We start from the raw sequence: 15,367 nt of genomic DNA on the forward strand, positions 1-15,367 counted from the left end.
GAATGGAGAAGTTCTCCAACGAATCGCCGACCATCTAGAAGACTAGGGCAGAGATCGCTGTGGTTCGCTTTATCACTTTTTTCATTAAGAAACTCTAATCGAAGACCTAGAGCCAATTCTTAATTGAGAGTTTTGGCTCTGTAACAGGTTTTTCTTTCGATTCCATCTGGGAACGCGATCGCGCTCCCAGATGGCAGCTCTCTGGGAATTTAAAGATTGTGAATAGTCCATCAACCCAGCGATCTGGGTTGATCTCCCCTAAAGTCAACTCGAAGATGTTATAGGACCGGAGGATCTCATAATTCAAACCGGCGCACCCAAATGAAAATGCCTGAAACCCGCTTGATTCGGTTGTGTCGCCAAAATTTTTTGAGTGACTAACAATCTGTTTAATCTTATTTCTTAAGCACTCACTCCGAAGATTTTCTCAATAAACTTTGCTTGAGATACAGTGTCCCCTTAAGTGATTCGATTCACCTAAGTCCTTTAATCTCAATCTGGCGCACCAGATTGAGAATCTGAAGCTAGTTCCTGGGGAATCCTTGGATGTAAGAACATGAGCGTTTCCTTTGCAGGGCAGGCGATACCTAAAGCTAGTTCCTAGGGAATCCAAGAGTTGTAAGTCCCTTAATCTCAATCTGGCGCACCAGATTAAGAACCTGAAGCCAGTTTCTAAGGAATCCTTGGATTGTAAATGATTCAATTAACCGGGCGTACCGGGTTAATGCCCTAACTTTGCCTTGATCCTTGCCCCTGCAACAGCGCAACAACATGGCTTTCAAGAAATCCCTTCACTTCTCTTCTCTGGTCGTGAGTACCTCGAAATCGTGAGCGATCGCTTAAGCTGGGCAAGCCCAGCTTCTTTGAAGTTGCAGTTCTGGTGAGGCAGATCCAGGGGCTTGATCTGCCTCACCAGACCTCGAACACACGATTTTCAACGTCGTTAATGGGGACACCAGCGTTTATGGGGTATCAGTGCGCTCAAAAATTTTCTGGTGAAAGCTTTTGAGAGCGATGGGTTTGTTGTTTTAATTGCCAGTTGACGCTCGCTTGCCGTGCAGCTGATAAAACCTCCTAATGTATGCTGCACCCGTCATGCGATCGCTTTCCAGAGCCAGAGAATACTGGCTATTCAAGAGGCTTCAGTCAACCCGAATCGATAATTCACTGAGCGGATACCACTGGTCGGTCTCTTTTCCTGGTCTGCCTTCGCGCTCCTCCCATCGCACTAGTGCCTCACTATTCCCTCTAAACTTTTCGATGCAGCCATGCCATTTGCTACAGGTGTGATTGGGGTCGGCAATCCGGACATCATCGTAAAGTTTAAAACCTCCAACCTCAGTCACTTCCTCTGGTTGCGTTGGAGATGTACCAGGCGCAGCGTCCTTCGATCCTCGAATCCGCTCCCACTCTGCTTGACCCAACAGACTGACGACTACTGTTTGATCTTCTAGCGTGAGGGTGGGGTATGTCGTTGCTTCGACTTCTGCCCAGGTCTCACAGTCCAACAGACTTTTTGCTAACTCCTCCAGGCTTGCGGGTGAAGGAGTGATCGCATCTTCTTCGTGTCCAACCTGTTGCATCTGGAACTGAGGTTGCAGGCTAGGTTGGACGCCTTCACAATTGTTACTTTGTAAGGCTTCTGGGTTGTCTTGTCCAACCTGTCCAACCTGGCTAACCCGATCCGTAGAAAAACTTTTCTGGTTTGTGGATTGCTCATCACTGGTTTTTTCTCGAATCGCTTCCTTTTCAGAAAAGTTTGGGAAAAAAGGTTGGACAGGTTGGACACCTATGCTCGAAACCATTGGTGCAGCTTGATTTGAGGGGTGTCCAACCTCTGACGCTGAGGTTGGACGAGGTTGAGCAGGTTGGACAGGTTGGACAGGCACGTTAGGAGGAACCCAGCCGTTGACCCTCATGCCTTGGCAAGTAATTTTCTTTTTCTTCCACCCTAGGCGCTTCATGATGCTTGCAACTCGCATTTGGGATGCTCTGTCCTGTCGGGATTTCTCAAACGACAACGCACTCTGGAGGATTTCAGCGGTCGTGACTTGTTGCAGACCTCGAATGTAATCAAAGACGTAGGACTCCCAACTGTCAGAGGTATGAAATTGGCTATTTGCCTGCGAGGACTGCGCTTGTTCTTCATCGGTTAGATGCCACTGTTCGCCCCGCTTGTACGCTGCTACCGCAGAAGCCCAAACCAAATCCCGTTCAACTTCGATTTGTGCTGTATCGATAGGACGTTCAATCTTGACTGTCCAAAATCTGCGATCGCCTGAGTCGTCACTTAAAAATTCATCGCGGTTTGTTGTGCCAACGATAACGGACTGTCGCGGTTTGGTGATGGGTTCACGACCATACGGAGGACGATAAGTGTCCTCCCTGGTGCTTAAAAATGCTTTAACCACATCATCGCCTTTCCGGAGTACCCGTTCTAGTTCGCCCCACTCTAGGCACCAAAAACGATGAAGTTTATCGCGTTCATCCTTGTTCGTGAAATCTGACATCGTTTGATCAAACCAAGTTTCATGAGACTCACGGGCTTGGGAGCCTTGGTGTAAGACCCGAAAGAAAGTAGATTTCTTAAAGCCTTGGGAGCCTTGCAGAATCAACGAAGTGTCAACCTGACAACCGGACTGATAAATCCGGGCAACGCAGGCAATTAGGTAGCGTTTCAGGTAGATGTTTGGTAAGCGATCGCTTGTCCCGAACCAGCGCGTAGCCAGGTTATCGATGTCAATTGGTACGTGTTGGTGTTTCTCAGAGCAGTTTTCTAAGTAGACCTTTACGGGATTGTAGGCATTGCGCTTGGCGATGATTGTGCAGATCGCGATCGCCTCTTCCTTGCGGATATCCTCATCAAGCTCGATCGCTAGTCGGATTGAGATTGTATCCAGTTCTAGGGGTTTCCCATCTAACTCAATAATATTTTTTAGTTCATTGAGCTTTAACCGATTCCCCCAGTGTCGTGCGATGGCAAAGTAGCGATGTTTGGTTTTACTCCGAGTCTGAGGGATATCATCCTCCTCAGACGAATCGGTGTCGTCATCAACCCAATCTCGCTGCTCCTCCACTGCCTTGTGGATTTGCTCTTCTAGCCTTCTAATAAATTCTGCTGGTTCCATCGCTCCTAAAATTTCAACAACGTCTCCCTTCTGGGGCAGGTCTGCGTATAGGCTTACCGGATCGATAATGAGGCATGGGGTGCCGACCTTAGCACAGGCCGCCAAACACTTTTGGGCTTTGGTGCTGCCAGCGTCGTCGTTATCCTTGATGAAAGCCAAGGCTATACCACTCTCCTGTAAAGTAGTAGCCAAGCGGGATAGCTCAGAATCGTTCCAGGCACTACCCTGCAAGGTAATTGCGGCTAAACCTGTACGGCGTAGGTTTTCTACACACGCTTCCCCTTCCACCATTAACAGCAGCGGTGTGTCAATGTTTTGGGCAGCATCCAAAGCCTCGTCCATCCGATAAGGCTGCCAAGGGCGATCTCCTTTCTTATAGATCGCTTGGCCAGCGCTATCACAATGCCATTGACGGAAAGTTTTATCGTACCCTTTGGGCTTGCTGGCATCCCTCCATTGTTTCCGTACTACCCACTGAGATTCTGAATATTTGTAAATGGTTTCGGATACCTCACCGTGTTTGTCATCAAACCGTGTAGATGGTTGGGGTGAATCCGTCGCCGGTTCGGGAAGCCAAACTAAATTTATTCCCCCCTCTAGCATTGCAGGGGCTGGCATCTTTCTTTTTGGCGTGTGGATTGTTCGTGGGAAGCGAACACGCTTTTTCTCGTTCCAAGGTGCGATCGCTTCTCGAATATCTTTTGATTGGCAATTTCCAGTCCAGCACTTATATGCGCCTGAAGTTGGGTTAATCGTTAGCTTGCCTTGGCACAAGGGACAATCATATTCATCCTTGCTTTTTCGCGGGGTAAGGCGATCGATGAAATTGCGAATATCAAATTTTTCCGAATCTACGGTAAATGCATGGGGATTGGGGAATGACGAGTTTGAATCATCATTTTGTTCAAAAACTGATGCGGATTGTGTTGTGTCCGGCATAGAATGAAATTAAATCTACCCATTTTTCTGGGTAGATTTCTCCATAGTCCACTGCAAATGGTTTCTTGGCTTCCAAACTTTGAAGACCTTTGCGTGGGTGTACAAAAAATGAAACGTCAGTGGTTTAGGCTGCTGGCGTTTTGATTTTGGCGAAGGATTTTTCCGGTCTGTCCAAATATCTGTCGAAAGCAGCGCGTGCAACTTCTGATTCGGATAGACCCAAATTATCGGCTGCATCTGGCAATGGATTAAATTGACGAACCTCTAACCCTTGCGTGAATTGAACGGGTCTCCTGTATAGCATCTTTGCCTCCCTTAGTCTGACTATACACTAGACAATTATAGTAGGTAAAATCCCTGCCGATCTCTGCCTGCTTCAGTTTGGAGCAATCAGATCAACATTTTAAATACAATTGTCTGGCTAGTTATCAATGCAATCCTTCTCCTTTTTTTAGATAATTCCATTTGCAACTCCACGCTTTTTTTACAATCCAATGAAAATGCGATCGCGTTTGAATGTACTGACAACGATCGTTTCTCACTGTGTCGTTGCTGTTTCTTTCGGTTCTTTTGGCTTCTTCTCAAAAACCTGGATGGCTGGCTCGTTTAGGACAAAGCCTCGATCCGTGGGTTCTCCCATCTTTCCGGCGATCGCGGCAACCCACATTGGGTAATTCGCCTGTGCCTCCTCAATTTTTTTGAACATTTTAGGCTTCGTCGTTATACTCACAATCCGCCCATCGCATTCAATCTCGAAAGATTTCCAGCCGTTTTCGACAACTCTCACTTCTGAGGGAAACTCTGAAATCTTTATGGTTAACTCAAGTTTTCCTGGCGTTGCCATGATGCATAATGCCTCCTATATAAATGTGATGCGGATATTTTAGTTGCCAGTTTCTTGAGAGCGAACGCACTTTATCTTGGGTTTCGTCGTTTTGGTCACAATCTGCCCATCGCATTCAATCGCAAAAGATTTCCAGCCGTTTTCGACAACTCTCACTTCTGAGGGAAACTCTGAAATCTTTTGGTTAAGTCAAGTTTTCCTAGCGTTGCCATGATGCATAATGCCTCCTATATAAATGTGATGCGGATATTTTAATTGCGACTTCTTGAGAGCGATCGCGCTTTATTACTCGTGACTTGCCGCTTCCAGATGCTTTTATTTGTTCAAGTTTATCCCTTGTCAACACTCTGATTTTTGAACAACGGAGTAGCTTTGCCCAAGCTGCATCATTTCGACGCGCCTCAATTTCTTCTCTTATATCGCTTTTAGCGCCCGAAGTACGGTCTTCTTACGCCACAACCAAATCTAAGATTTGGTCTTCTTTCCTATCTTATTGCTTGTGTGTTTCATAAGTATCTAAAAAAGCTAAAAAAAATCTAATCGCATTTTGTGGCTTCTGGGACTAAGTACAAAGATAGATGATTGTGGTGGAGGCACAGGTAGTCCCCTCAATCTAACTAAAAGGTGCGAACGCTCTTCTGAAGTGGTAATAGTGTAAATACTGCGTCCTGCCACTGAATAAGATTCGTAGACGTGCGGTAGATTTCTTCGCACTTGCGCTGGTACACCTCAGTTAGATAGCTTTCGGGTAGTTGATCTAAAATCTCCTCGATCGCGACTTTCACTGCCGCCGACGTCAATCCAGCACCAGTTCTTCTGGCTTGAGGGTTGACAACAGTTCAAGAGCCACCTTCTTAACTTCCAGCTTGTCTTTCTCGGTTAAGCTGATGTCTGGTTTCGTCAGCAAATCAACGATCGCAAGTTCTTCTTCCAGATTCGAGAGCGAGCGCACGTTCAGCCTCAACCTTGAGTTCTTGGGCAAACTCCACCAACTCGGTAAAGAACCTCTCCACGTTGCGAGAACCAGCATTGTATTCATCAATCATCTGCTGGAACTTGTCGAGGTAATTCATCCGGCTTTTGTTCAGGCATACCATCTGGGAAAGCTTTATGGCGAACGCCCCTTTCAGCTTCTTGGCTTCCTTATGCTTGTACCCTGCGTCAAATGCTGTTTGTCGAGCCAGTTAGCGATCGCGGACTCTAAACCGACATGAATATCCTGATCCAAACTTTTACAAATTCCCTTGAACTTCAGCCGCCATCTCAAGCGCAATCGCATCCGCCAAGTAGTTCGACAACTCTTGGCTTCTCTAAGGAAGTAACCATCTTAGGAAATCTCAATCTGGCGCTCCAGATTGAGAAAGTATGGAGAACTTTCAAGCGGTTCGACAACTCTTGGCTTCTCTAAGGATCTAACTAACTTCAGGAAATCTCAATCTGGCGCTCCAGATTGAGAAAGTATTGAGAACTTTAGATTCTCACAGAGCTGCTGACAGATGCCTTTTTCTGGCAGTTTGGGAAAATTTGATAAATTTATCCGGTTACAATCCACGAAAAATCAAGCTTTCACTCAACTTTGACACAAGTTAGGCTGCCATCTATAAGCGATCGCTTACGGAACCAGGAAATTTTCTGCCGTTAAATTCGGCCTGGTTCGGGGTGAAGCAACCCTTATAGAAGCTCCTAGCGCCTCTTGCGCCATTCAGTGTGATTTGTAGTTGATTAACTCAAAATGTAAACAGTGACTAGACAGGCTACCCCCCACTGCCGTTAAATCAGGTGCAGTAAAGCGAGAGTCGTCAGGTTGAAAATAGACCGGCATGGGAAAGCCAAGATTCTTTCCCAAACTGAAATTCAATTGCTATTTAGCCAAGGACTTCAGACCGAGCGAGATCGCTGCTTGTTTGCCGTCGCTCTATTTAGTGCTTGCAGAATTAATGAAGCTTGCACTCTTTTAACTCAAGACGTTTACGATACTAAGCGTCGGGTGCGTCCTAATTTGCTCATTCGGAAAGCGAATACCAAAGGGCAATTAGAAACTCGTACCATTCCGATCATTGAAGACCTGCGCTCCATACTCATCACCTATCAACCAGTTGCGGGTGCGGTTTACCTGTTCCCCGGTCGCTTCAACGATGGACACATCAACCCAGACTCTGCCGCCCGGATATTGAGAAAAGCGGCGCACCAGGTGGGGATCGAAGGAGCCTCAACCCACTCTTTCCGACGTACTGCTTTAACTCAAATGAGTAATGCAGGCATTCCATTGCGTGTAATCGCCGCTTATTCAGGACACCGGGACTTATCCCAGCTGTCAGCTTACTTGGAAGTGAGGGACGAACAAATCTTGGGGGCCGCCGCCACCCTATCCATGCTATCCCCCATCATTGGACAGGTCGGGAAACACGACTTTCCCGACCTGCACCACTATTGGCTTAGTTATAGCAACGGAAAAATTTTGGTCGGTAAGGCTCAAAAGCTTATAAATTAAGGCTTTTTTGGCTGTCCTGATTGACAAGTCTACGATCGCTAGTACCTGTTCAACTGTCCCAATTTGAACCATAAATGGGACACTCGCCATCCCGAAAAACGATTTTTCGCCATTACAGACCTCCAGGCAGCGAACGGTCAGACATCAAAAATGGGACAGTTCCTTCTGACTCCTCACTAACGACCAAAATTTTTCCATTGTTAAGACTAAGCCTATTAACGCATTAGCGTCGTAACTCAAAAACCTTTCAAATCTTTACCCATACAGTAGGGTTTTTGGGTCAAGTAACCCTTTGGTAGGAATTTCTCTTTAAAGTCATAATTATCTTAACTCTAGCTCTTCTTTATCCAAATATATCTAGGCTTTGGTAGCGATAGAAATGCTTAACAACAACAATTAGTTAAGACGATAAATAATCTGTTATTCGACATTTAGCCTAAAAAGGCTCTAACATTGTATTTGCAAACGTTATTAGTTTATACACAACCTAATCTCGATTCTAAAATTGCCTGGGAAGATATCAAACCTCAACTCTACTATAAATGGCACGCTGTAACGAAAATCCCATTTACTTTATGTAACGAAGCTAAGTTTATATGACTTAAAATCTTTAATATTGACCAATCCCAACAGCAACCGAGAAGCATCTAAGCAAACATCATGGCAGACGTACCTAATAGAAAACAACTACACCAAGAGAACCGCTTATCTTGGAACGAAGCGACCAAAGCACACAACAGTCATAAAAGTGACCAAGCCAAGTTTTTCAAAGCAGGTGGCAGTACCCTATTTCCAGAAGAAAAGGAACTGCTAGGTGACATCGCTGGCTTATCCTTAGTTCATCTCCAATGCAACGCAGGTCAGGACACCTTAAGTTTGGCACAACTGGGTGCTAAAGTAACTGGTGTAGATATCAGTGATGAAGCAATTGACTTTGCTCAAAAGCTATCACAAAAATCTGGCGTTTATGCAACATTCCATCGTTCTGATATTTACGATTGGTTAGCAGAAACAGCAAACACGAACGAACGTTTTGATATAGCATTTTGCTCTTACGGCGCAATCTGTTGGCTATCTAATATTAATTTATGGGCAAAAGGTATCGCATCCATACTAAAACCCAATGGGCGATTAGTTGTAGTTGAATTTCATCCAGTTGCCATGATGTTTGATGAACAATGGACGCTAAAATATCCCTATTTTGCTGACGGTCAACCCTTAACTTGGTCAGATGGCATCAGCGATTATGTAGCACAATCGGCTGGTGGGCTAACACCTTGGGTTTATGAAAAGGGAATCGAAAACTTTCGTAATCCCTATCCGTCTCATGAATTTCAATGGGGTACTGGAGAAATTATTACAGCAGTATTAGAAGCTAAGCTAAATCTAGAAGTATTCAAAGAATATTCTTATGCTAATGGTTGCAAGTTATTTGACACAATGGAAGAATTACCCGGACGGCGCATGGTTTCTCCCTCTGATATACCTTCTATCCCTTTGATGTATAGCTTATGCGCTCGGATGCCTATACTTCACGAAAATTGATGGACTCTAATATTTATTAAACTTTGAACAAAAGAAAGTGTACTTCACTGTTCCTTTGTTTTATTTTATGCTATTCAGTGATCCTAGCCATTGCATGAGCATCAACATAAGTACCAGAGCGGAAAGCGTACTTCCGAAATGTACCCTCTATTACAAAGCCATACTTTTCGTAAAGATGAATGGCGTTGGCATTATCAGTGTAAACAGTCAACTCGATGCGTTTTAGGTTAAGCCACTTTTCAGCTAAGTCTATCACTGATTCCATAAGAGCAGAGCCAATCCTTTGATTTTGGTAGTCGTCATGGACAAGCATACCTAGCTCGCCTACATGATTCCGACGCCCACCGAAGGTATGCAAACTAACCAATCCTACAACTTTTTGTTTTTGTTCCTGGTTGACAACGGCTACTAAACGATACATCCCTGTTGATGGGCTTTCTAATTTCTTTTTGATTTCATCGCGCGATTGGTAGGGCATTTGCAGGGTTCCCCACCGACATTTTGGTTGGAGAAAAAGCTCGGATACGTCTTCCCAATCAGACATTTCAAAAGCACGAATGAACATAACAGTTATCAGATAACAAATCATTTGTCGCTATCAACACATTAGTGTCGTTAATCCAAAAACCTTTCAAATTTTTTACAACAGGAGAAAGTGTGTTGATTGAGAGATTGCCGTTACTTGCTCAGCACAGGTTGTTTTGTGTTTGCTAGAGTTTCGAGTAATGATGCTGCAATCGCTGGAGAATCATATGACCTGATCTCTTGCTGAAACCGTTGGGCATTCTGCTTATAGGTTGGAGTCGATAGAATTGTTTCCACCGCACTTTTAATTTCTGCGGGTGTTGGGGTGCTTGTTTTGAGATCAATTCCGGTTCCCGTCCATTGAACTCTAGCGCAAATCTCTGGTTTTTCCTCAGTTTGTCCGGCTGTGACCATCGGCACTCCGTTTGCCAAAGCAATCTGCACGCCATTGAAGCCGCCATTTGTCACCATGACATCCACATGGGGCAACAAACAGGCATGAGGAATAAACGGTTCAATCCGCACATTCTGAGGTATTGCTTTGAGCTTGACCCTCTCAAGCGGCTGTTTTCCAGTCGTCGCAACGATTAACACCTCCTCATCTGCAAGGGCTTGAATCGTTGGCTCAATGAGATCGCTTGCTTCCGTTGCAACTGTTCCTTGAGTAACGTGAACGACAGGCCGTTCACCCTGCAACTCCTGCCACCAAGCGGGCGGTACGAAGTTAGGCGGAGCCGGAGGCAGAAAAGTGCCAATAAAGTGAACCTGGGGTGGCAAGTCACGACGCGGATATTCAAACGAGGGCGTTGTTCCTTGAAGGTAGAGAAAGGGTGAAAGTGCAGCCGTGAAAAAATCTTGCCCTTTGGGAGCCAAGCCAACACTAGACCGAACCTTATCTAAGTGAATACGGACATCCCGCATTAATACAGCACGAGAGAAAATGTTGAGTAGCTGATTCCGTAGCAGTCCGCTCATAGAAGGGTTCGGCTGCATTCCTAAGCCAAATGGAGCCGTATCGTGGCTCATAAAGGGTAAAGCAGACATCCCAAACGCTGCCCAGGGTAAACCTGTTTTTTCGTACAGCCAGGACATTCCCACAAAGAACACATCACACAATAGAATCTCTGCTGGGAATTCGTTGAGGATATCAGTAAGATCCTGTAATTGCGTCACTGCTGCATCAATAAAGCCGTGTTTGAGGTAGAACTTAAACTGTGCGACCCCTTTGAGCGCATCACGCTGTTCCAGCCAACTTTTTGGAATCGTCTCAAATCGCGTTAAATCAATCCCGCGTTGAATCGAAACGTGACGCGCACCCGTTGCTTCGACCTTTTCTTTGAATCCATGCCCGGTGTACCACCACACTTCATGCCCCTGCTCAATCAGTCGCCGCACGATGGGTAGAGCCGGATTGACGTGCCCGGTCGCTGCAATCGTGCCAATCAGAAATCGTGTCATCAGTTTATGAATTAAACGTTTATTTCATAAAGATGAAGGCTACCTCTTGCTTTTGTCAAGCGTTAATGGAACGTTTATTTCATAAACCGAGTAGGATCAAGGCAGACTCACATCAATAGACCACATACTGGCGTATGGCGCGTAAAGCACAATCCCTAGAGCAGCCGAAACGAGCGATTCGAGATGCCGAGGCAACTCAGCAGCAGATTCTTGATGCCGCCGAAATTGAGTTTGCTCAACACGGGTTACATGGCACAAGAGTTGACCCCATTGCAACTCGTGCAGGAGTCGCGCCTCGGATGATCTATTACTACTTCCAGAGTAAAGAAGGGCTATATCAAGCCGTATTGCAGCGTCCGGCTGCGTTTCTCCAATCTGTGTTTGAGCAACTTAACCTGGATGCACTGCCTGCCAATGAAGCGTTGAGATCACTGCTTCAAGCCACAATTGAGTACGAAACCACGAATCGAAATCGGGGAATGCTTTTGTTTCAGGAAGCAATTCAGAATCAAGGACGGTACTTTAAAGTCATTAATTGGCAGGAGCCGATTGCACAACTGGCAGGCCTTCTAGAACGTGGAATGCAAACGGGTGTGTTTCGCCCGCTTGATGTTCACATGACGACGCTCAATATTATTGGCATTTGTACGTTCTATGCCAATGCTTACGACAACGTGAAGCATCTCACGCCAGATGAGGATTTACTGAGTCAGGAGATGATAGAGCGTTATACGGAAGCTGCAATTCAATTAGTGCTCAGTGGTGTCCAAGCGAATACTTAGACAAATACATTCCTTGCAGTGCGATCGCACTGGTGTCCGCTCCTTTTCTACATCGTCATACATGGTTTTCCCGACTTTTAGCCTACTTTTGCCATCCCACTTGCGGCTTTTCCATGAGGCTTGTTGTTTCAAAAGCATAAGTCACCCCGCAGATCGCGCAGATCGCATCCTTCATCGCAGCCGGCTCAGTCTTGAAAAGATAAGTCGTGATCCCTGCCAGCTCAATTTTCGCAATCCTTTTATACTGTAAGCCGTGCATCCCACGGGACTAGATAGCGATCGCTGTCTCGACTTGCGATTCCTACCGAGTGAAGCTAGATTTCGGAGCGCCGAAATCTAGCGATCGCTGTCTTGACTTGCGACTCCCTGCTGAACCTCTTGAACTGTGGGAACCAGAGGGAACTCAGCTGACAATCACAACTTCAACCAAAGAATCTCCCACTGCTGCCACACGGCCCAAATCAGCAAAAGCAGATGAAGTTGCCGCATTTACAGTATTCGCTGCGTGAGAAAGCTTGCGCCAGTAACCCAGAGGCGCAACTACTACACCCAGTCGCGTAATGTCGCTAACATGAGCCGGAACCTGAAACGCTCCCCGGTCGTTGAACACCTTCACCAACTGCCCCTCGACAATACCACGAGCCGCTGCATCGGCTGGATGGACAATTACCCTTGGTTCTCTCTGTAATTTGCGGTGCTTGGGCAAATTGGCGAAGCAAGAATTAATAAACTGATGCGGTTTAGCTGATAGCAAACTTAGAGGATAACGCTCTTTTAGCGTCTGATTGCTAATCGGTGACTCCCGCTGCGGAGTATAAGTAGGCAACGGGTCTACTGGCGTTCCTGGTTGAAATTCTTCGCAGCCTTGGCGAAACGCTGGTAACACATAGTTACTATCCACAGCCATAGATGACAGGAACTCGCATTTCCCGGAAGGGGTGGGAAAGTTTCCCATAGAGTGAGGAACCAAGTCGATTTTTAACTTGGCAAACCCTTTCGTTTTGAGCAAATCCATATCAATGCCTTCTAGCGCAGGTGCAGACCAGTCCAAAACCTCGATTGCCATCTGCTCATCGCTAAGTTTAAAGCACTCTTCCTCAAACCCCATCCGAGTTGCCAAACGCCGGAAAAGTTCAATATTTGGGATGGCTTCTCCTAAAGGCGAGATCGCTGGCATATTTAAAGTTACATAGGTGTGTCCCCATGAAAACATCAAATCCAAATTCTCAACTTGAGTAGTAGCAGGCAGCAAAATGTCTGCATAATCAGCGGTATCTGTCATAAACTGCTCGCTGACAACAGTAAACAAATCCTCACGAGACAAACCCGCCACAATTTTGTCCTGTTCAGCTGCTTGGGTAACTGGGTTGCAGTTGTAGACAAACAAAGCCTTAATAGGTGGATTCAGTTCTCCAGTTAAAGTTTGACCAATCTGCCACTGGTTAACCACCCGTGTACCCGACTTAATAAACTCAGGGCGATGCACCACTTCCCAACGAATGGGGAAAGGCCACATAGGAGCCTGTAGCATTCCACCTCCCAAGTGCCGCCACGCACCCACTAAGGCAGGCAAACAGCAAATTGCCCGTATCCCCTGCCCGCCCCCTGCTTGCTTCTCCAGCGCAACTCCCAGACGAATAACTGATGGCTGCGTTGTAGCGTATTCCCTAGCCAGAGTTACGATATCTTCAGCGGGAATTCCCGTAATTTCAGCAACTCGTTCTGGTGGAAATTCGCTAACTCTTTCCTTGAGTTCTGCAAACCCAACGGTGTAATTTTCTACATAGTCCGCATCAATTAAATTTGCGTTGATAATGACATGCATCAGTCCTAATGCAAAGGCACCATCTGTACCAGGACGAATCGGAATATGCCAATCTGCTTGCGTTGCAGTCTTGGTACGAACTGGGTCAATCACAACTAACTTAGCGCCGTTTTGTCTTGCTTCTTTGATAAATGGCCACAAATGCACGTTGGTGGAGAGTACATTGCAACCCCACAAGATAATGTATTTAGAGTGGGAAAAGGTGTCTGGGTCAGTACCGTGCGTTGCACCATAGGTCATCAGCCAAGCGGTGCTAGTTCCAGAAATGCAGAAGGTGCGTTCGCTGATGGAAGCACCTAGTCGATTGAAGAAGGCGTCGCCAACAGTCAGACCGTTGAGAAGCCCTTCGTGCCCTAGGTAACTGCATGGGAGGATGGCTTCTGCACCATACTGGGCAATAATTTCTTTGAAGCGGTTGGCAATCTCGTCAAGGGCGGCGTCCCAGCTGATCCGCTCGAATTGCCCGCTACCTTTGGGTCCAACTCGCCGCATCGGGTAAAGCACTCGCTCTGGGCTGTAAACTCGGTCAAGGTAGTCGCTAACTTTGCCGCAGAGAGTGCCTTGTGTAAAAGGATGGTCTGGGTTGCCGCTTACTGATGTGGCTCTACCATTCTCCACCGTTATGAGCATGGCACAGGTATCGGGGCAATCGTGAGGACATGCGCCGAGTACAATGGTCTTTTCGCCTACAGTGCTGACCATAACTTTGCCCCGCTGATTACAGGATTGTGGTCTTATATTTAGCGATCACGTCTCTGAAAAACTGTCAAGAAAGTTACATAAAAATGAATTCTGCTTTCGTTATCTCTACGAGCGGAATTTTTGGGACAGCAGTAGGATTTAACTAAATAAATCGGGCTGAAACTGTAATGCATTAATGGCAGAAGAACTATCCCGCGCCTCAAATAGTGGAGCAGTAGGTGGAGTGAACACTTCAACATTAAGGGCTGACGCCTTTATGCACTAATTGGAATACGGTTTCTTGAGGGCGATCACCCGCTTATTTTCAAAATTAGAAGAAATTTTGATGTCCCCAATTGGTGCTGGTTTTTGTAAGTAGCGATCACCTTGAACAAAGGATGCCTGCAACCGCATTCAGTAGAAGGGATAAGTATAAATATTTACAGGTATTGGCGGACAGCTCTCACTTAAGACGCTATCTTTAACACTTGCTCCCCAGAAGAAACAACTTTATCTACAAAGTGGGAGGCGCGGTGATAAGTCAATGTGAGTCGAAAGGTTTTACTGCCTGACCCGCATAGCTTCGACTGCGACAGTGACCCAGTTGGCTGTGAAAAAAGGTAAATGAGAGATGGGGAAAGGCGATCACTCACTTAAACGGGTCAGGCTAAATAGATAAACCACTTTACCGCCAGTAACGAGGTCTGCCACGAAACACCCTTGGCAGTGCGGAGAGCCTCGATCTCCAGCACATCTGGTCTACTGACAGATGGGATTAAGCTACTTGACCATTCATACATGAGGTCTAATCTCCCTGCCGTTGTCCCAAAAGAGCCTTTATCACCACGACATAGGTGAGATGAGAATCACATCAATTTAAAAGTTTAACGACATAAGTTTGATAACACGACAAAGAATTTCTTTTCCGACAGCAGGAGTTGAGACAACTACCAAATTGCTACTTTGGTGGCTAGAGCACTTGAAAAGGTGCCAGTTTACGAGATGGAATCGCAAAAGTTTCCTAAATCATAACTGGTACCTTCTTCCATCTAAGGCTGTCTTAGATGGAAGAAGTGATGAATACAATCACCGGGATCGCTGTCCCCGTCTTACAAATGGTCGGCGATTCGTTGGAGAACTTCTCCATTT

Annotated in this window: 11 protein-coding genes; 3 read left to right on the forward strand and 8 right to left on the reverse strand. The window is 46.1% G+C overall.

Annotated features, from left to right (window positions below; genetic code table 11):
• Positions 1–1,142: 1,142 nt before the first annotated feature.
• The 4 genes from NDI44_RS28295 to NDI44_RS28310 form a co-directional block, all read right to left on the reverse strand.
• On the reverse strand, positions 1,143–4,067 hold the full coding sequence (locus NDI44_RS28295; RefSeq protein WP_190416241.1) for a virulence-associated E family protein: 2,925 nt from the start codon (positions 4,065–4,067) through the stop codon (positions 1,143–1,145).
• 124 nt (positions 4,068–4,191) lie between these two features.
• Complete coding sequence (locus NDI44_RS28300) at positions 4,192–4,371, reverse strand: hypothetical protein (protein ID WP_190416242.1); 180 nt, start codon at positions 4,369–4,371, stop codon at positions 4,192–4,194.
• Positions 4,372–4,605: 234 nt separating this feature from the next.
• On the reverse strand, positions 4,606–4,911 hold the full coding sequence (locus NDI44_RS28305; protein WP_190416243.1) for a fertility inhibition FinO-like protein: 306 nt from the start codon (positions 4,909–4,911) through the stop codon (positions 4,606–4,608).
• A gap of 796 nt (positions 4,912–5,707) precedes the next feature.
• Positions 5,708–5,950 (reverse strand): hypothetical protein, encoded by a 243-nt coding sequence (locus tag NDI44_RS28310; protein ID WP_199305071.1) that lies wholly within the window; start codon positions 5,948–5,950, stop codon positions 5,708–5,710.
• 765 nt (positions 5,951–6,715) lie between these two features.
• Here NDI44_RS28310 and NDI44_RS28315 point away from each other — a divergent pair.
• Positions 6,716–7,402, forward strand: a complete 687-nt coding sequence (locus tag NDI44_RS28315; RefSeq protein WP_190416245.1) for a tyrosine-type recombinase/integrase — start codon at positions 6,716–6,718, stop codon at positions 7,400–7,402.
• Between the two features lie 660 nt (positions 7,403–8,062).
• Positions 8,063–8,947, forward strand: coding sequence for a class I SAM-dependent methyltransferase (locus NDI44_RS28320; protein ID WP_190416246.1), 885 nt, complete (start codon positions 8,063–8,065; stop codon positions 8,945–8,947).
• Between the two features lie 70 nt (positions 8,948–9,017).
• Here NDI44_RS28320 and NDI44_RS28325 read toward each other — a convergent pair whose 3' ends face one another.
• Both NDI44_RS28325 and NDI44_RS28330 read right to left on the reverse strand, forming a co-directional pair.
• Positions 9,018–9,512, reverse strand: coding sequence for a GNAT family N-acetyltransferase (locus NDI44_RS28325; RefSeq protein ID WP_199305073.1), 495 nt, complete (start codon positions 9,510–9,512; stop codon positions 9,018–9,020).
• A gap of 113 nt (positions 9,513–9,625) precedes the next feature.
• Positions 9,626–10,930 (reverse strand): nucleotide disphospho-sugar-binding domain-containing protein, encoded by a 1,305-nt coding sequence (locus NDI44_RS28330; protein ID WP_190416248.1) that lies wholly within the window; start codon positions 10,928–10,930, stop codon positions 9,626–9,628.
• Positions 10,931–11,064: 134 nt separating this feature from the next.
• Between NDI44_RS28330 and NDI44_RS28335 the strand changes: the two genes are divergently transcribed.
• The gene (locus NDI44_RS28335; RefSeq protein WP_190416249.1) at positions 11,065–11,712 is read left to right on the forward strand and encodes a TetR/AcrR family transcriptional regulator; all 648 of its coding nucleotides are present in this window, start codon (positions 11,065–11,067) and stop codon (positions 11,710–11,712) included.
• Positions 11,713–12,115: 403 nt separating this feature from the next.
• Here NDI44_RS28335 and NDI44_RS28340 read toward each other — a convergent pair whose 3' ends face one another.
• Complete coding sequence (locus NDI44_RS28340) at positions 12,116–14,239, reverse strand: molybdopterin oxidoreductase family protein (RefSeq protein ID WP_190416250.1); 2,124 nt, start codon at positions 14,237–14,239, stop codon at positions 12,116–12,118.
• A 641-nt stretch (positions 14,240–14,880) separates the two neighbouring features.
• Positions 14,881–15,018: a hypothetical protein gene (locus NDI44_RS28345; RefSeq protein WP_190416251.1), complete on the reverse strand. Its 138-nt coding sequence runs from the start codon at positions 15,016–15,018 to the stop codon at positions 14,881–14,883.
• Positions 15,019–15,367 lie beyond the last annotated feature (349 nt).

It is taken from the genome of Trichocoleus sp. DQ-A3 (genome assembly GCF_039961975.1).
Taxonomy (GTDB): domain Bacteria; phylum Cyanobacteriota; class Cyanobacteriia; order Cyanobacteriales; family FACHB-T130; genus FACHB-T130.